At 62.5% G+C, this 17,561-nt stretch carries 16 protein-coding genes and 3 pseudogenes; 14 read left to right on the forward strand and 5 right to left on the reverse strand.

Annotation, left to right across the window (positions count from 1 at the left end):
- Positions 1-32: 32 nt before the first annotated feature.
- From LRS09_RS18530 to LRS09_RS18540, 3 genes and pseudogenes are all read left to right on the forward strand, one after another.
- Complete coding sequence (locus tag LRS09_RS18530; protein ID WP_257808330.1) at positions 33-335, forward strand: DUF982 domain-containing protein; 303 nt, start codon at positions 33-35, stop codon at positions 333-335.
- A gap of 445 nt (positions 336-780) precedes the next feature.
- Positions 781-1,200: a DUF2231 domain-containing protein gene (locus tag LRS09_RS18535; protein WP_257808331.1), complete on the forward strand. Its 420-nt coding sequence runs from the start codon at positions 781-783 to the stop codon at positions 1,198-1,200.
- A 17-nt stretch (positions 1,201-1,217) separates the two neighbouring features.
- Positions 1,218-2,713: pseudogene (locus tag LRS09_RS18540) on the forward strand (PQQ-dependent sugar dehydrogenase).
- 131 nt (positions 2,714-2,844) lie between these two features.
- Here the strand turns inward: LRS09_RS18540 and LRS09_RS18545 are convergent.
- Positions 2,845-3,348 (reverse strand): cytochrome b, encoded by a 504-nt coding sequence (locus LRS09_RS18545; RefSeq protein ID WP_257808332.1) that lies wholly within the window; start codon positions 3,346-3,348, stop codon positions 2,845-2,847.
- A gap of 79 nt (positions 3,349-3,427) precedes the next feature.
- On the opposite strand from LRS09_RS18545, the gene coxB reads away from it, so the two are divergent.
- The 5 genes from coxB (at position 3,428) to LRS09_RS18570 (ending at position 8,570) form a co-directional block, all read left to right on the forward strand.
- Complete coding sequence (gene coxB, locus LRS09_RS18550) at positions 3,428-4,537, forward strand: cytochrome c oxidase subunit II (RefSeq protein ID WP_257808333.1); 1,110 nt, start codon at positions 3,428-3,430, stop codon at positions 4,535-4,537.
- A complete protein-coding gene (gene ctaD, locus LRS09_RS18555; RefSeq protein WP_257808334.1) occupies positions 4,534-7,041 on the forward strand; it encodes a cytochrome c oxidase subunit I in 2,508 nt (835 codons plus the stop codon). The genes coxB and ctaD overlap by 4 nt, the downstream gene beginning before the upstream one ends.
- Positions 7,041-7,424 carry a hypothetical protein gene (locus LRS09_RS18560; RefSeq protein ID WP_257808335.1) on the forward strand — a complete coding sequence of 128 codons (384 nt, stop codon included), beginning with the start codon at positions 7,041-7,043 and terminating at the stop codon, positions 7,422-7,424. The genes ctaD and LRS09_RS18560 overlap by 1 nt, the downstream gene beginning before the upstream one ends.
- A 41-nt stretch (positions 7,425-7,465) precedes the next feature.
- Positions 7,466-8,056: a cytochrome c oxidase assembly protein gene (locus LRS09_RS18565; protein ID WP_374684927.1), complete on the forward strand. Its 591-nt coding sequence runs from the start codon at positions 7,466-7,468 to the stop codon at positions 8,054-8,056.
- Positions 8,057-8,342: 286 nt separating this feature from the next.
- Positions 8,343-8,570, forward strand: a complete 228-nt coding sequence (locus tag LRS09_RS18570) for a hypothetical protein (protein ID WP_257808336.1) — start codon at positions 8,343-8,345, stop codon at positions 8,568-8,570.
- Between the two features lie 158 nt (positions 8,571-8,728).
- Here LRS09_RS18570 and LRS09_RS18575 read toward each other — a convergent pair whose 3' ends face one another.
- Together LRS09_RS18575 and LRS09_RS18580 are read right to left on the reverse strand one after the other, a co-directional pair.
- Positions 8,729-9,043: a low affinity iron permease family protein gene (locus LRS09_RS18575; RefSeq protein ID WP_257810252.1), complete on the reverse strand. Its 315-nt coding sequence runs from the start codon at positions 9,041-9,043 to the stop codon at positions 8,729-8,731.
- 412 nt (positions 9,044-9,455) lie between these two features.
- Positions 9,456-9,959: a ferritin-like domain-containing protein gene (locus LRS09_RS18580; RefSeq protein ID WP_257808337.1), complete on the reverse strand. Its 504-nt coding sequence runs from the start codon at positions 9,957-9,959 to the stop codon at positions 9,456-9,458.
- A 177-nt stretch (positions 9,960-10,136) separates the two neighbouring features.
- On the opposite strand from LRS09_RS18580, the gene LRS09_RS18585 reads away from it, so the two are divergent.
- Together LRS09_RS18585 and LRS09_RS18590 are read left to right on the forward strand one after the other, a co-directional pair.
- Positions 10,137-10,973, forward strand: a complete 837-nt coding sequence (locus LRS09_RS18585; protein ID WP_257808338.1) for a Ku protein — start codon at positions 10,137-10,139, stop codon at positions 10,971-10,973.
- A 9-nt stretch (positions 10,974-10,982) separates the two neighbouring features.
- Positions 10,983-11,804 carry a Ku protein gene (locus LRS09_RS18590; RefSeq protein ID WP_257808339.1) on the forward strand — a complete coding sequence of 274 codons (822 nt, stop codon included), beginning with the start codon at positions 10,983-10,985 and terminating at the stop codon, positions 11,802-11,804.
- Positions 11,805-12,043: 239 nt separating this feature from the next.
- On the opposite strand, the gene LRS09_RS18595 is transcribed toward LRS09_RS18590, so the two are convergent.
- Positions 12,044-12,394, reverse strand: a complete 351-nt coding sequence (locus LRS09_RS18595) for a helix-turn-helix domain-containing protein (protein WP_308240362.1) — start codon at positions 12,392-12,394, stop codon at positions 12,044-12,046.
- A 27-nt stretch (positions 12,395-12,421) separates the two neighbouring features.
- A pseudogene (locus LRS09_RS18600) lies at positions 12,422-12,634 on the reverse strand (Crp/Fnr family transcriptional regulator); the annotation flags it as partial.
- 340 nt (positions 12,635-12,974) lie between these two features.
- Between LRS09_RS18600 and LRS09_RS18605 the strand changes: the two are divergent.
- The 4 genes and pseudogenes from LRS09_RS18605 to LRS09_RS18620 all read left to right on the forward strand — a co-directional run bounded on the left by LRS09_RS18605 (position 12,975) and on the right by LRS09_RS18620 (position 17,424).
- Positions 12,975-14,045 carry a sn-glycerol-3-phosphate ABC transporter ATP-binding protein UgpC gene (locus LRS09_RS18605; protein ID WP_308240315.1) on the forward strand — a complete coding sequence of 357 codons (1,071 nt, stop codon included), beginning with the start codon at positions 12,975-12,977 and terminating at the stop codon, positions 14,043-14,045.
- A gap of 61 nt (positions 14,046-14,106) precedes the next feature.
- Positions 14,107-15,430 (forward strand): annotated as a pseudogene (locus LRS09_RS18610) (ABC transporter substrate-binding protein).
- Between the two features lie 238 nt (positions 15,431-15,668).
- Positions 15,669-16,529 carry a carbohydrate ABC transporter permease gene (locus LRS09_RS18615; protein WP_257810255.1) on the forward strand — a complete coding sequence of 287 codons (861 nt, stop codon included), beginning with the start codon at positions 15,669-15,671 and terminating at the stop codon, positions 16,527-16,529.
- Position 16,530: 1 nt separating this feature from the next.
- Positions 16,531-17,424, forward strand: a complete 894-nt coding sequence (locus LRS09_RS18620) for a carbohydrate ABC transporter permease (RefSeq protein ID WP_374684859.1) — start codon at positions 16,531-16,533, stop codon at positions 17,422-17,424.
- Positions 17,425-17,561 lie beyond the last annotated feature (137 nt).

Genomic DNA, 17,561 nt, shown 5'->3' on the forward strand with positions numbered 1-17,561 from the left:
ACACAAGCAACTCGTTCAACTTGGAGGATCTGATGAACGATCGGATGTTTGACAGCCCCGTCTACGTAAAGGACGGAAGCACCCTGGTCAGGGAAATCGCCTGCCTGGAGGATGCCCTGGATTTTCTGGAAGACTGGCCCGCGAACCGTCGGAATCTGGTTTATGAGACGGCCTTGCGGGCGTGTCGACGCGTCTATGAGGCGGACTATCCGCTTTCCGCGGCCCGCGACGCGTTCAAGGGCTTCGCGAAGTCTGCACACATCCTGAAGGACGTTGACGCGCCGTTCCCGTGGATGACCATGGACAAGGCGAAGGGCGGCGGCGTGATTGCCTGATCTTGCCCTGGGCGGCGCCGACATGGCGCTGCCCCATTCCGGTCTGGTCTGACTCATCAACGACAGGGTAGGTGGCAGACCTAGTTACTTGAGACGTCTTGTACACCTAGCGAGCAAAGAGGTCATCGGGATCCGGTCTGTCCGCCATGCAGGCAAGCCGTGCGAGCAATTCCGCTCGCGGGCCTGTTGCAACCCGTCCCTTGCGGGCGCGACGCATCGGGAGAGGACATATGCCCGACGCAGTCTTCTTTCTTCGTCGAAGGAGGTCTCCGTTACGGCCCTGCCAGAGTGCGTTTTAGCAAGCCACTCAGGTCGAGCTCAAAGGAACGTCGGAAATTGGCAAACCAAAAGCCACCAAAGCCCCCGCTCTTTTGTCATCCCGTGCAGGAACCAAACGGGCTCTCGTTCGTATGGGATTGAGTTAAGCTTAATGGACGACAGACTCATGACCTATCAGCATTCGCTGCCTACGGGGAATTGGGCGTTCGACTCGGCCTATAGAACTCTCGCGACGTTTCCCATCTGCGCCTTTAGCCTGACGGTTTTCACCGACGTCGCATACTGGCGCTCTGCCAATCTCCTGTGGTTGCATTTCTCCGAGTGGCTTCTGCTAGCGGGACTGGTCTTTGGCATTCTGGCGGCGGCTGCCCTGCTGGCCTCATACGTCGTCAGTAAAGTCCGCCCGGCCTGGCCTCATGCCATCGGCGGCGTGGTCGTATTGGCGTTGGCCGCGCTCAACAGTTTTATCCACACTGCTGATGGATGGACCGCGGTCATGCCCTGGGGCCTCGCGATCTCTGTCGTGACCGTCCTTGCAATGATCGTCACGGGGTGGATCGGTTCGAGGCACGTCCATCATGTCTAGAGACTCCTCCCACCACATTGCCGCTCTCATGTACCGTCGCGCTTCTCGTCGCCTGTAGCGGGCAGTCTGACATCGACGTGACCGAGCAGTACGGGCCCGAGCCCGTCCTTCCCGAGCCCGAATGGAGCCTTTGGCCGGATTTGAAGGTTGCCGAGGTCGTCGGATGGCAGGACGGACAGGTGCCGATCGTGCCGGAGGGGTTGGTCGTGACGCCCTATGCGACGGATCTGGCCAATCCGCGCACCGTCCACACACTGCCCAACGGCGACATTCTGGTCGACAGTCGAAGGCCCCGCCGGGCAAACCTCTCAACCGCCCAAAGGACTTCATCCGCGGCTTGATCATGAGCATGGCGTCCGGCGGCGGCGATGGCAAGGACACCAATCTCATCACGCTGCTCCGGGATACCGACCGGGACGGCACGGTAGACGAGCGCAGCGATCTGCTGACTGGCCTGACTTCGCCCTTCGGCGTCGCCTGGCACAACGGCCGGCTCTACGTTGCCGCGGCCGACGCCATCCAATCCTATCCCTACGAGCTCGGCCAGGCCGAGATAACCGCCGAGCCGACCCTGCTGACTCCGCTTCCGGGCGGCCCGATCAACCATCATTGGACGAAGGACCTGGCGCTCAGCCCCGACGGGCGGTTCCTCTACGCATCCGTCGGCTCCAACTCCAATGCGGGCGAGCGTGGTCTCGAGGCCGAGAAGGGTCGCGCTGCTATCTGGCGTGTCGATATCGAGACCGGCGCGGCCAAGGTCTTCGCGTCGGGCATTCGTAATCCCAACGGGCTGAACATCCATCCTCAAACCGGCGAGCTATGGACCGTCGTGAACGAGCGCGACGAACTGGGACCGAACCTCGTTCCCGACTATATGACGTCGGTGAAGGAAGGCGGCTTCTACGGGTGGCCATGGAGCTACTACGGCCAGCACGTCGATCCGCGCCTGCATCCCAAGCGGCCCGACATGGTCGAGCGGGCGATCTCGCCTGACTACGCCCTGTCCAGCCACGTCGCCGCGCTGGGTCTGGCCTTTACCAACGATTCCGCCCTGCCAGAAGCCTATCGCAACGGTGCCTTCGTCGGCATGCATGGCAGCTGGAACCGCAGCGTTTTCAATGGCTACAAGGTCGTCTACATTCCCTTCGCCAACGGCCAACCGTCCGGAATGGCCCAGGACATCGTTACGGGATTCATCGATGGTGACAAGGCGCGCGGCCGACCCGTTGGCGTCGCCATAGACGGCACGGGCGCTCTTCTCGTCGCCGATGACGCTGGCAACACAGTCTGGCGTGTCGCGGCGTCGGACGGTGCCGTAACTCCCGAGCCTATTCCAACCGACAGGGTCACCACTGCCTCGGTGCCGGCCGCTTCAGCCCGTCAATCGCCTGACGCCGCAACACCTCCTTCGGCTGAGTCTCCTCCGGTAAATGCAGCCGACGAACCGCCGCAGACCGACATCGCGCCAGCCGTATCGCCGACCGACGGCCTTGCTCCGCCGGAGGAGGAGTAGATGTCTGTGCTGCTCCAGAACCTTGCTGTCGAAGTGTGTCAGGGCGTCAGCGATTACGGAACGCCATTCGCGCCGGACCTACTGCCCGTGCCGTCGCCTAGATCCAATCCATCGCCTCGGCCGCTATTGGTCTAATCTCGCTGCGGACTGAGCATCCGCATCAGCACGTCGGACCGGCGGACGAAGTGTTGAAAAAGCGCGCCGCCGATATGCACGGCGATCGCCCCCAGCAGCGCATTCGTGAGCCACTCGTGCACCTTCGCCGATGCTGCGACGCCGGCGAACCAGGCGACGGCCCCTGAAAGCGGCAGCGCTATGAGCAGGGCATAGATGAGCAGGTGAACCGCTTCGGCTGCAAGCTGCAGCAGCCTGGGCTCGTCGGCCGGCGGTGGAGGGGCGCCGCGCGTCAGGCGCAGATAGATCCTCAGCAGCGCAAGCATCAGCACGAGCGTCCCCGCGCCGATATGCATGTTCGTCAGGACCGCAGCATCGGTCGGAGTGGGCTGACCGCTCCGGAAGCCGCGCCAGGCCTTTTCGATGCCGTCATGTGCGAGGAACTGAAACGCCACAAGCACCAGGACGATCCAGTGAAGCGCCACCTGCGCCCGCGAATATCCTGTGACCTTGGCTGCCATGGTTCCTGTCGCTGTGCCCGAGAGTATGACTATGATCCCCTAACGACAAAGTCGACAGGTCGCCGCTGGTTCCGGTCAGGTGACCGCGGCAGGCGGAACCTTCAGGGCCGGTGGAAGTTTGCAGGGTATCACACCAACGCATGCGGAGGGGCGCATCGCGACAGCCACGCCCAGTCACAATCGGCCAACCCGAATACTGCGACGGCACGTTCGGCGCTTTCTAACGACCGTTCTCCCGTTGCCGTTGGCTGCGTGCAATACCGGCATTCAGTCCGCGCTGGATCCCGCCGGCGAGGAGGCTGTGCAAATCGCGACGCTGTTCTGGGTCATGACTGCCGGTGGCCTGGCGATCTGGGCCTTCGTTGTCGCGTTGTCGCTTCACGCTTCCCGTTGGAAGCGGAGACCCATCTCGGAAGACAATGCCGGCCGCCTCATCCTGCTGGGCGGAGTCGTCTTTCCTGTCGCCGTCCTGACGGCGCTGCTGTCCTACGCGCTCTGGCTGATGCCTTCGCTCAGGCCTTTCGCCGGGGGCAAGCAGGCTGGACTTCGCATCGAGGTGGCCGGTAGCCAGTTCTGGTGGCATGTCGTCTATGATCGTCCCGGCGGCCAGCCAGTCGCGTCGGCCAACGAGATCAGGCTCCCAGTCGGCGAGCGCGTCGAGTTCCAGCTGACCAGCCGCGACATGATCCACTCGTTCTGGATCCCAGCGCTCGGGGGCAAGATGGACCTCATCCCCGGCCGGACCAACCGGCTATCCCTTATGGCCACGCGGGCCGGCACCTACCGTGGCCAGTGCGCCGAGTTCTGCGGCACCTCGCACGCGCTGATGGCTTTCCCGGTGGTCGCCATGGAGCCGACCGCGTTCGATGCCTGGCTGGATGAACGCAGCCGCGCTTCGACCGGCGTCAAAGCCACGTCGGTCGGGCGTGATGTGTTCCTGCGCGAGCGCTGCGGCGATTGCCACCGGATCGACGGAACGCCGGCGCAGGGCACCGCCGGGCCCGATCTTTCCCATCTCGGCTCGCGACTCACTATCGGCGCCGGCCTGCTGGTCAACGACGCCGAAACGCTGGCGAGGTTCATCGCACATCCGGCGTCGCTCAAGCCGGGCGCTCAGATGCCGGCCTACCTCCATCTTTCGGATGCGGACCTCGGCGCGATAGCCGCGTGGCTGAAGGGGCTGCAATGAGCAAAGCGAAGCACCAGGAACGCGACAAGGCGGCCGAGGAGACGCAGCTGCGTGCCGTCTGGGCGACGCCGAAGGGCTGGCGCTACTGGACCTCCGTCAACAACACCCAGGTCGGACTCTGGTACGGCTCGACGGCCTTCGCCTTTATGCTGTTTGCCGGCCTGCTCGGGCTGCTCATCCGGGCGCAGCTCGCAGTCCCCCAGAACGACCTGCTGACTGCCGAGACCTACAACCAGGTCTACACGCTGCACGGCACGGTCATGATGTTCCTCTTCGCCGTGCCGATCTTTGAGGCGGTGGCTATCTTCCTGCTGCCGCCGATGCTTGGCGCGCGCGAACTGCCCTTTCCCCGGCTCGGCGCCTTCGGCTTCTGGTGTTTTCTGATCGGCGGTGTCTTCGTCTGCGGCTCGATCTTTTTTGGCGCGGCCCCGAACAGCGGCTGGTTCATGTACCCTCCGCTTGCCACATCGGAGCAGGCCGGCATCGGCGCCGACATCTGGCTGCTCGGCCTGTCCTTCATCGAGGTCGCGTCGATCGCCGCCGCCGTAGAGCTGATCGTCGGCATCATGAAGTGCCGCGCGCCCGGCATGCGCGTCAACCTGATGCCGCTGTTCGCCTGGTATCTGCTGATCGTCGCGGGGATGATCCTGTTTGCGTTCCCGCCACTGATCGCGGGCGATCTGCTGTTCGAGATGCAGCGGATGTTCGATTGGCCGTTTTTCGATCCGGCGCGAGGAGGCGACCCGCTGCTCTGGCAGCACCTCTTCTGGATCTTCGGCCATCCGGAGGTCTACATCATCTTTCTGCCAGCCATCGCGCTTCTGGCGATGATTGTGCCCACCTTCGCCGGGCGGCCGATCATCGGTTACTCCTGGATCGTGCTCGCGGCCGTCGGCACCGGCTTCCTGTCGTTTGGCCTGTGGGTCCACCACATGTTCGCGACCGGCCTGCCGCAGATTTCGCTCGCCTTCTTCTCCGCCGCGTCGGGCGCCGTCGCGATCCCGACCGGGGTGCAAATCTTCGTCTTCGTCGCCACCATGCTGGCGGGTCGCGTCGTCTTCTCGATCCCGATGTTGTTCGCCATTGGCGGCATCGCCATCTTTGTGATGGGCGGCCTGACCGGCGTTATGGTCGCGCTTGTGCCGTTCGACTGGCAGGCGCACGACAGCTACTTCATCGTGGCGCACCTGCACTACGTGCTGATCGGTGGCATGCTCTTCCCGGTATTCGCCGGCCTCTACTACTATTACCCGCTGATCGACGGGAAGCACATGTCGGACCGCGTCGGGCGGTTCGCCTTCTGGCTGATGTTCACCGGCTTCAACATCACCTTTCTGCCGATGCACCTCACCGGCCTGCGCGGCATGCCGCGCAGGGTTTACACCTATCCGGCCGACCTTGGCTGGGACTGGCTCAATCTGATCTCTACCATGGGCTCGATCGTGCTCGGGATCGGTATGTTCGCAGTCGTGGTGGACGTGACGCTGCATCGGCGCAACAAGCCGCGCGGCGAGCAGAACCCATGGAAGGCGGGAACGCTGGAATGGATCAACGAGCCGGAGGAGAACTGGGGCGTCCGCTCGATCCCGCATGTCGAGAGCCGCTATCCACTGTGGGACCAGCCGAACCTCGCCCGCGAGGTCCGCGCCGGCGACTGGTACTTGCCCGACGCCAATGAGGGACACCGCGAGACGCTCGTCACCTCTGTGCTCGACGCCGAGCCGGAGCAGGTGCTGCGCGTCGGCGGAACGTCCCTTCTCAGCATGTTCTCCGCCGCTGCGCTCGGAACGGTGTTCGTGGCGCTGACCTTCAAGTGGTGGATCCTGTCGATTCTCTCCGGTGTCGTCTTCCTGGCGCTCGTCCTCTGGTGGCTGTGGACCGGCACGGGCGAAATCCCAGAGAAGGACGATAAGGAGATCGGCCGCGGCATCAGCCTGCCGCTCTACGCGTCGGGCGTGAAGTCCACCGGCTGGTGGGCGATGTTCATCACCATGACGGGTGACGGCACCGCATTTGCAAGCCTCGTCTTCGGCTACTTCTTTTTCTGGACGATCCACGAGGATTTCACCGGTGGCACGGACGGTCCGGGCGCCTTCTGGCCGCTGACGGCGCTCGCACTGTTGATCGCCGCATGGGCGGCGACGGTCGCCGCGCGTGAGATGAACCGCGTCGGCATGGTGGCGGCCGTCCGCGTGCTGCTCGCCCTTGGCGTATTGCTCTCCGCCGCAGGCTGCGCGGCGGGTCTCGCCGGGCCGTGGAACGCCGGACTGGACCCGACCACCCATGTCTACCCGGCAATCGTCTGGATCCTCGTCATCTGGGCGGCGGTGCACGGGGCGGTCGGCATCATCATGCAGCTCTACTGCCTTGCCCGCAGCCTCGCTGGCCGGTTCAGCCCGCGCCATGACATGGAGCTGCGCAACGTCGCGCTCTACTGGCACTTTATGCTGGTCACCGCGCTGGTGACCTTCCTCGTCGTCGGGCTGTTTCCGGAGGCGCTGTGATGTTCCGCCTGTTGCCGAGAGAAGTCGAATCTCTATGGACGCTGTTCACAGCGCCAGTTGTCTGGGCCCTGCATTTCCTCAGCTGCTATGTCGCCGCTGCGATCTATTGCGAAAAGCCCGGCATTCTCGGCACCGACTTCCTTACATTGCGCACTGCTATCAGCGTTTTGACTCTGCTGTCCTTGGCCATGATCGTCGTTGCGGCGGTGCTCGCCTGGCGGCAGTGGGGATTCGGTTCGGGCGACCCGCCGCATGACGATGCGACGCGGCGCGACCGTCTGCTGTTTCAGGGTTATGCGACGCTGCTTCTGTCTGGCCTCAGCTTCATTGCCGTCATCTTCACCGCATTGCCGGCGCTGTTCATCACGGACTGCCTGCGTTGAGGCGCGCTTTGCTCGCTGCCGGTCTTCTCGTTCTTGCCCTCGTGTGGCTCGGGCCGTTGCTCGGGTCCTGGCGGGAGTCCCTTCTGGCAGGCATGGTGGCGCATATGGGCATCGTCGCGATCGCCGCGCCGCTGATTGCGCTTGGCCTGCCGACTGCATGGCGCTTCGGCCCGTCCATGCCTGCCGCGCTGCCGGTGGTGGCGTCGCTCGTCGAACTGTTCGCGGTATGGGGCTGGCACGCGCCCGCCATGCGCGCCGCCGCCGAAGCTTCGATGGCTGTTACGGTCGCCGAGCAGATTTCATTCCTTGTCGTCGGTGTGCTGCTCTGGTCGACCAGCTTTGCCGCGCCGGGCGAACGGATGCATGCGGCGTCGGGCGCGGCGGCGCTTCTGCTGACCTCGATCCACATGACGCTGCTCGGTGCGCTGCTGGCGCTTAGCCCACGTCCGCTCTACGGCGCCGGTGACGTCACCTGCTTCGGCATCGTGCTCGATGCTGGCCAGGACCAGCAGCTCGGCGGCGTTGTCATGCTGGCGGTTGGTGCCGTCGTCTACCTCGCCGGCGGTCTGTTGCTTGTGAGCGGACTCACGCACAGCGGAGACCGCGAGCCAGGTTCCAAGCACCAGTTGTAACGTGGAACCATGTCTGCCCAGGTTCCTCGGTGTGCTCCGAGTACGTCTGCCATTCCCTGGTTGCGAAACTGCTGTGCGATGGCTTTGAGGTGGGATGCTGACGCAGCGCGATGCGCCGATCGGTAAGCGTGAAATGCCCTTACGTTAGCGCGCGTCGTCATAGAAATGACTCGCGATTGTAGCGATACGGTATCATGCTAGTGACATTGCCCGCGCACGCTTGGTTCCGGGGCGGCTGAAAAGGGCACTACGCTTTCGTCCCGCACAGGCAAAGGGAACGGGTGCGATGCCATTCACCGGTTTTGCCGATCAATGTGACATAGACATCATGACCGAGGCGCTCGGCATCTACTGCCGTGAGCGAGGAATTATCGACGAGGACAGCAGGTCCTTTGCAGCTGAGCGGATCGCGTCGCTGTTCTTCGCAGGAATCGCGACTGTCGAGGAAATCCTGGAGGCGTTGCGATCAACCGACCAAGGTGGCGGGGATCAAGGCATTGGGGCAGCGGCATAGGGACAATGGTCCGCCGGCCCGTTTGACGCCTTGGTGAGCGTCTCTATCTCCCGTCGCCAGTCACGTACGTGATCCGGCGCTTGCGGGGCTACCTTTTGGAACCCACGCGTTCAACCTCACGACGATGGCGATGGAACTGAAGATTCCTGTCGGCGAACTCATCGAAGAGGTCGGACCTCTGGCTGCTGCGATTGATCCCGATCTCGCAGGTCAGGCGCGGCGCATCTGGCTTCGTCCTCAATCTTGCGGATACGCGCCGCGATTTCGTCCGGATCGGCGTGCTCAAGGCCGATGACGTCGTTACGCGTCTCGCTCAGCCTTAGAATGATCTCGTCGAGCTTTGCGTGGATGGCGGCGGTGTCTCGGTAGCCTTGGATAAGGACCACGCCGGTGATGATGATCGCCGCGACCGACAGCGCGTATGTGACGACGTCCGTCCAGCCGAATGGCACCAACGCCGTGCAGGCGAGCATGGCAAGCAGGACGACGTAGAAGCCCGGCGGCCGAGACAGGAAATCCGCCGATCGGAAGAGGATGCCGTTGCACGACCAGCTGTCCCGATCTCGCGCGCCGGCGGCGGTGGGCCCGCCGCCGGACACGTCCGGCTCACTCCTTAACATAGGCGCCGGGCTGACGCCCGCTCCTTGGGGCCTTTGCGTCCTTGGAACGCTCGGCAATGGCAGGACCAAGGCCGGACGTCTTCTGGGGCGCGGGACTGGGCGTCGCACGTTTGCCGGCTTTTTCGTCGCTCGTGCTCGTCAGCCATGCCCCGTCACCGGGAGGCCGACTCCCGGCGGCTTCCCGTGAGAACTCGTCCTGGGCATCCGCATCCTGCCTGGCCGGCGGCCTGTGGGCTCGATCTCCTTGCGCGGTCATGACATCCTCCTATTCGGCAGCCATCAGAGCCTTCTTGTTGGCGGCGTTCTCCGCGAAGTCGGTAAGGTTGCCGTCGGTCGCCTTCTCTTCCTTCAGCGTGTCCTCGAAAAGCTTGGCTGCCTCGGGCTTTCCGAGCATCTCCGCCCATCTGCGCAGCGTTCCATAGCGGGTAATCTCGTAGTGCTCGACGGCCTGCGCAGCGGAGACCAGACCGGCATCGAGAGCCGGCGTATCCTTGAACTCCTCGAGGATTTCCTCGCCTTCCTCGATGATGCCGTCGATCGCCGGGCAGGTCTTGCCCTGGGCGCGTTTTCCGAAAATTTCGAACACCTGCTGGAGACGCTCGACTTGTCCTTCCGTCTCGTCGCGATGTTTTTCGAACGCCGCCTTCAACTTGTCTGACTTTGCCCCGCGCGCCATCTTCGGCAGCGCCTTCAGGATCTTGCGTTCAGCGTAGTAGATGTCCTTCAACGTATCGAGGAACAGGTCCTCAAGCGTCTTTTCCTTTGCCATTTGAACAACCTCCTCTGCAATCACACCCGCGTGATCGACCGGACTGGAACAGCGCGCGCGGATGAAGGTTCCATCACCCCGACATTTCTTCTGCAAAGACCGAGGGCAGCGGCGGCGCAGATGCGGAACCCGGACGCGTCGTCCGGCGTTGTCCGGCATCGATAAAGGAGTATTGGCGTGACACGCCCCAGAGCGCAGTGGAAAGGCCATCTCAAGCTCGACGAGATCACCTGTCAGGTCGCGCTATATTCGGGAGCTTCGACCGCTGAGCGCACACGCTTTCACACGGTCAATAAGGACACCGGCAATCGGGTGAGGCGCGAGTTCGTCGACGAAAAGTCCGGCAAGCCGGTGGAGCGCGACGACCAGGTCAAGGGCTATGAGACCGACCAGGGCGATTTCGTCATCCTCGAGCAGGAGGAGATCGACGCCGCGATTCCCGAGAGCGACAAGACCATCCGCATCGAAGCCTTCATTCCATGCCGGGAGGTCGATACCGTCTATTTCGACAAGCCATATTATCTTGCTCCCGTCGACAAGGTCGCGGAGGAGGCATTTGACCTAATACGCGAGGGGATGAAGAAGAAGAAGGTCGCAGCACTCGGAGAAGCAATTCTCTTCCGACGTGTCCGCAAGCTGATGATCCGTCCCTTCGGCAACGGCGTTGTCGCCAACACATTGAACTTCGATTACGAAGTGCGCTCCGCCAAAGAGGCGTTCGACGACATCCCCGCTGTCAAAATCAAAAAGGACATGCTCGATCTTGCTGGCCACATCATCGGCACGATGGCTGGGAATTTCGATCCATCCAGCTTTGATGATCGTTACGACGCTGCACTTGCTGAACTCGTCCGCGCCAAGATCGAGGGGCGGCCGATCAAGGCACCGAAGAAATCGAAGCCCGGCAAGGTCGTCGATCTGATGGAGGCGCTGCGAGAAAGCGCGAAGATCGCGGATAGGCAACCGCGCAAGTCGGCCGGCAAACGTCCGGGCTCGGGGAAGAAGGCGGCGTGAGGAAGGACCATGGCGCGCAATGCTTTCTGGAGAGGCTACCTCAAGCTGTCGCTGGTAAACTGTCCCGTAACGCTGACGCCCGCGACGTCGGAGAGCGAGAAGATTCGCTTCCATACGATCAACCGCAAGAGTGGCCGGCGCGTGCGCAGCCAATATGTCGACGCCGAGACTGGAAAGGTCGTCCGGCACGAAGTGAAAGGATACGAGACGGAGGAGGGGAAGTTCGTCACCTTCGAGGACGAGGAACTGGAGGCGGTGGCACTCGAAAGTGCGCGCATGATCGACATCGACAGCTTCGTGCCAGCCGATTCCATCCCTTGGATCTGGTACGACAGCCCCTACTACGTCGTGCCGTCGGACAAGGTCGGAGAGGAGGCCTTTGCCGTCATCCGCGAGGCCATGAAAGAGAAGGACGTCCTCGGTATCTCCCGTCTGGTTCTGAATCGGCGAGAGAGGGCGGTTCTGCTTGAACCGCGCGGCAACGGCATCGTCCTGTGGACGCTGCGCTACGGAGATGAAGTGAGGGATCCGGCCGAGTTCTTCAAGGACATCGACCCGGCCCGGGCGGATTCGAAACTGTTGAACATGGTGGGCGATCTGATCGAGGAGCGCTCGAAGCCGTGGAATCCCAAAATGGTCCAAGATCCCGTCCAGCAGAAGTTGCAGGACATTGTCGCGGCCAAGAAGCGCAGGGGAAAGGTCGCGCCGAAAGCCAAGGCCGGCGCAGAGGCGGAAGGTGCGTCTAACGTCGTCAGTCTCATGGACGCCTTGAAGAAGAGCCTCGAAAAGAACCCTTCATCGGCGAGGAAGGGCTCTTCCCGCAAAACATAAGGTGACAGCACCGCAGCGATATTCCGTGTCGCGCAGAACCGGATGTGGCGCCGGGCTCGGTCGGGTAGGATGAGGTGGATTGGTGCGCCGTTGAATGCATCGCAGAGCGCCTGCGTGATAATCTTCAACCTGACACTCGGCATCCTTCTCGGGGGCACTGTCGTGGAAATCCGACTTGTCCGTCTCGCTGCTATGGCGATCCGCCTTCTCGGTAAGACCGACCCGGAGCGACCAACGTCCTAAAGCCAGTTCGTGTGTCGCCGAAGCCTGGGCGCGGCGTTCGCGATAGCTCGCAGCTTGTCTATGTCTTGGATAGTCACTCGGCCGCCTCGAACGGTGAGGATGCCAGAATCCCGCAAGTCTTTGAGGCTGCGGTTCGCGTGGACCGTCGTCATCCCGGTCCCGTCGGCCAGTTCCGGCTGGGTGAGCGGAATGTTGAAACTTCTGCCGGTCTCAGTGCCCCCGATGAGGACCCTTTCGTATAAATCGAGGAGAAGCGCCGCGATCCGCTGCGGTCCTTTCATCTTTCCGACGAGACTGAGACGGCGCATGAGGTGGACGCGCTCTTCCTGCGCCCACATGAAGAGCATGGCCGCCAGTCGCGGGTGCTCGTGGAAGACCTTTGCAAAGACGCTCAGAGGCAGAACCTCCACTACTGCGTCTGTGGCTGCCTGGATCGTGTCGGCGGCGAGGTCGCACGCCATGCTCGGCATGCCGACCAGATCACCGGGAAGATGTATCTTCGTGATCTGGCGGAAGCCGTCCGGAAGATCGACGCTGCAGTAAAGCCAGCCGGACTTAAGAAGGTATAGGTGTGGCTCTGGATCGCCTTGATGCCGTAATCGGACGGTCCGGTTTCGGTGTGAATTGTGATCAGGTCATCTCGCGACCTATGCCAAGTCTGAGCTCTGAGTTCACCCCTAATAGGCTGGATCAAAAGCGTGTTGAACTCTTTATGGTTCAAACGAACCACTGGGGTTACCTCCCACCGTTAAGCCCATAACAAAAGATCCATCACGCGTGCCCGGCTGCCGTTCCTTCGGCACCTTGCGCCGGGTCGAAGCTCGGTTGCAGGATCCACGGGTTTACACGTCCTCTCTCGCCAGCTACCGTCTCCCACCGGTGCGTGCGGAGGGGGCGAGCCGGACAAGGGCTACTTGGGAGGAACTCTTGGCTTCGGTTGCGATCCGCAACGTCTATAAATCCTTCGGTTCGGTCGAAATCCTGCATGGCGTCAGCGTCGATATCGACGATGGCGAGTTCGTCACGCTGGTAGGCCCGTCGGGCTGCGGCAAGTCGACTTTGCTTCGGATGATCGCTGGTCTCGAAGGCATCAGCGGGGGCGAGATCGCCATCGGCGGCCGTGTCGTCAACCACGTCGCGCCGAAAGAGCGCGACATAGCCATGGTGTTCCAGAACTACGCGCTCTATCCGCACATGACGGTCGGCGAGAACATGGCCTTCTCGCTGATGCTCAAGAATGCGCCCAAGGCCGAGAGGGAGGAGCGCGTGCGGCGTGCCGCCGAGATCCTCGGCCTCACGCCGCTACTCGATCGCTATCCGCGACAGCTGTCAGGTGGCCAAAGGCAGCGGGTCGCCATGGGCCGCGCCATCGTCCGCGACCCTCAGGTGTTTCTCTTCGACGAGCCGCTATCCAACCTCGACGCGAAATTGCGCGTCGCCATGCGTGCCGAGATCAAGGAACTGCACCAACGGCTGAAGACCACCACGGTCTATGTCACGCACGATCAGATCGAGGCCATGACGATGGCCGACAAGATCGTCGTGATGCATGACGGCATCGTCGAGCAGATCGGCAAGCCTCTCGAACTTTACGACCGGCCCGGCAACCTGTTCGTTGCGAGTTTTATCGGCTCGCCCGCGATGAATCTGCTGAAGGGCAGCATCGGCGCTGACGGTGCGCCCGCCTTCCACGGCGCCGGCGGTATCCGATTGCCGCTAGATGGTTCGACGCCCGCGGCGCCCGGCGACGCCGTCGTGCTCGGCGTGCGCCCCGAGCATTTGCGGCTTGCCGAAAGCGGCTTGCCGGTCACCGTTGCCGTGGTCGAGCCGACCGGCTCGGAACTGCAGGTCATCGGGCGCACGCCTGGCGGCGATGAGGTCGTCGCCAACTTTCGAGAGCGTCACGAATTGCGGCCGGGCGACGTGATCCATCTCGATGCGGAGCCGCGGCTCGTGCATCTTTTCGACGCGGAAGGGGGGCAGAGGCTTGCCGCCTGAGCGGCGGCGGGAGTTTTCGGCAAAGCAGAACTGACACATCGCCAAAGGAGGAGACAAGACGATGAGATTCACCAGACGTGACATCATCCGCACCGGCGCCGGCGCGGCCGCAGGGTTGGTCGGCAGTCAGTTGATTGGGCGGCCGGCCTTCGCACAGGCCGAACCCAACTATACGCCTGAGCCGGGCGCGTCGCTTCGCGTGCTGCGCTGGTCGCCCTTCGTTCAGGGCGACGAAGATTCCTGGATCGCCAACACCAAGAAGTTCACCGAGGCGACCGGCGTGCAGGTGCGCATCGACAAGGAGAGCTGGGAGGATATCCGTCCCAAGGCCGCAGTGGCGGCCAATGTGGGCTCCGGCCCGGATATCATGTGGGTGTGGTTCGACGATGCCCACCAGTATCCCGACAAGCTCATGGATGTCACCGATCTCGCCGACTATCTCGGCGGCAAGTACGGTGGCTGGTACGAAGGGGGCAAGGGCTACGCCACCAGGGACGGCAAGTTCATCGGCCTGCCGCTGGCGGCGATCGGCAATGCCATCGTCTATCGAGAGAGCTGGGTAAAGGAAGCCGGCTTCTCCGAATTCCCCAAGGACACGGCGGGCTTCCTCGAACTCTGCAAGGCGCTGCAGAAGATCGGCCATCCCGCCGGCTTCACGCATGGCCACGGCGTTGGCGACGGTAACAATTACGCCCACTGGCTGCTGTGGAGCCATGGCGGCAAGATGGTCGATGAGAGCGGCAAGGTGGCGATCAACAGCCCTGAGACCGCCAAATCGATCGAATATGCCATGGAGCTGTACAAGACTTTCATCCCCGGCACCGAAAGCTGGCTCGACGTCAACAACAATCGCGCGTTCCTGGCGGGCGAACTCGGCGTCATCGCCAACGGCATCTCGGCCTACCGAACCGCCCAGATCAACAAGGATAGCGATCCGAAGCTGGCTGAGATCGCGAAGGACATCCGCACTACCAACCTGCCGATCGGCCCCGTCGGCCAGTCGGTCGAGCTGCATCAGACCACAACGGCAGTGATCTTCAACTACACGCCCTATCCGAACGCCGCGAAGGCCTATCTCAAATTCATGTTCGAGAAGGAACAGATGGCCGACTGGATCGAGAAGTCGCTCGGCTATTGTTGCCAGTCGCTGAAGGCCTATGCCGACAATCCGGTCTGGAGTGCCGACCCGAACGCCGCTGCCTATTCTCGCGCTTCCGAGACGCTGCGCCCGAATGGCTATGCCGGCCCGCTCGGCTATGCGTCTGCCGCCACCATGGCCGACTACGTCCTGGTCGACATGCGCAGAAGCGGTCACAGGGGCGGCGACTCCGCAGGAGGCAATGGAAAAGGCCGAGAAGCGCGCCAACAGGTATTATCGGGTGTAGGCGTCAGGCTGAACCTAACTCTGCGTTACCGCGTCAAGAGCATCCCTCCCATGGACAGGGAAGGTTCGACCCGTTGCTGCGGCGCCTCCCGCCCTCCCTCGTGAATCAAGGGAGGGCGCCAAGTGAGGCCGGTTGGAGCGTGTCAGATTGAGGAGTGGCCATGGCTACCGCCGTCACCGCTGCAAAACCAATTCCGGTAAGCCGTTCTCGGCTCTCCGAGAGCCGCGGCTTCCTGGCCATGTGGTTCATGCTGCCGGCGGCGGTGCTGCTGATCGTCTTCCTGACCTACCCGCTGGGGCTGGGCGTCTGGCTTGGTTTCACCGACACCCGCGTCGGCCGCGAGGGCATCTTCATCGGGCTGGAGAACTACGAATATCTCTGGGACGACTCGATCTTCTGGCTCTCGGTGTTCAACACGCTTCTCTACACGATCACCGCGTCGATCCTGAAATTCGCGCTCGGTCTCTGGCTCGCCTTGATCCTCAACGAGAACCTGCCGCTGAAGTCCTTCTTCCGGGCAATTGTGCTTTTGCCCTGGGTGGTGCCCACCGTGCTGTCGGCGATCGCCTTCTGGTGGATTTACGATTCGCAGTTCTCGATCATCTCATGGGCACTGATCGAACTCGGACTGATCGACCACCGCATCAACTTCCTGGGCGACCCGAACAACGCCCGGGCCGCCGTCATCGCCGCCAATGTCTGGCGCGGCATCCCTTTCGTGGCGATCACGCTGCTCGCCGGCCTGCAGACCATTCCGCAGTCGCTCTACGAGGCCGCGACGATTGACGGCGCCAGCCGCTGGCAACTGTTCCGCTGGGTGACGCTGCCGCTGCTCACTCCGATCATCGCCATAACGATGACCTTCTCGGTCCTGTTCACGTTCACCGACTTCCAGCTCATCTATGTGCTGACGCGCGGCGGTCCGGTCAACGCTACCCATCTGATGGCGACGCTTTCCTTCCAGCGCGGCATCTCCGGCGGCCAGCTCGGCGAAGGCGCGGCGATCGCAGTGGCGATGATCCCCTTCCTGCTGGCCGCCATCCTGTTCAGCTATTTCGGGCTGCAGCGCCGGCGCTGGCAGCAGGGCGGAGGCGACTAGAATGGCTGTGACTGAGACTCGCTCCCCCAACCAGGGCGACGATGGAGGCATGGGTTATCTGCAAAGCATGCCGCGCCGCGTCGTCACTATCTACGTGCCGCTTGCCATCTTCGTCTTTGTGCTGCTGTTCCCGTTCTATTGGATGGCGATCACGGCGGTGAAGCCGAACGAGCAGATGACCAATTTCAACGACTACAGCCCGTTTTGGGTGGTCGGCCCCACGCTGGAACATATCCGTTACCTGCTGTTCGACACCTCCTATCCAGGCTGGCTGCTGAACACGATCGTGATCTCGGTCGCCTCGACCTTCCTGTCGTTGCTTGCCGCGGTGTTCGCCGCATATGCGATCGAGCGGCTGCGCTTTTCCGGGTCGCGGCAAGTGGGGCTGGCAATCTTCCTCGCCTATCTGGTGCCGCCCTCGATCTTGTTCATTCCGCTCTCCGTGATGGTGTTCAAACTTGGTCTCTACGACACGCCTTTCGCGCTGATCCTGACATATCCCACTTTCCTGGTGCCGTTCTGCACCTGGCTGCTGATGGGCTATTTCCGCTCGATTCCGTTCGAGTTGGAAGAATGCGCGCTGATAGACGGCGCAAGTCGCTGGCAGATTCTGACCAAGATCATCCTGCCGCTGTCGGTGCCGGGGCTGATCTCGGCCGGCATCTTCGCCTTCACGCTGTCGTGGAATGAGTTTATCTACGCGCTGACGTTCATCCAGTCGTCGGAGAACAAGACCGTGCCCGTCGGCGTGCTGACGGAGCTCGTACGTTCCGACGTCTACGAGTGGGGGGCGCTGATGGCCGGAGCGCTTATCGGTTCTCTGCCGGTCGTGATCCTCTATTCCTTCTTCGTGGAGCACTACGTCTCGTCCATGACCGGTGCCGTGAAGGAATAGGCCTCGGCTCAGGCATCGAAGTGCCCATTGCTCAGGAGACCGAGAGCCGACGAGCCTCCAGGCACGTTGTCAGACAGCCGTTTCGAAAGGTCGACTTCGCGGTGCCGGGCAAACGACTGCCCAGGCAATATCGGGTT

Source organism: Mesorhizobium sp. J428 (assembly GCF_024699925.1).
In the GTDB taxonomy this organism is placed as follows: Bacteria; Pseudomonadota; Alphaproteobacteria; order Rhizobiales; family Rhizobiaceae; genus Mesorhizobium_A.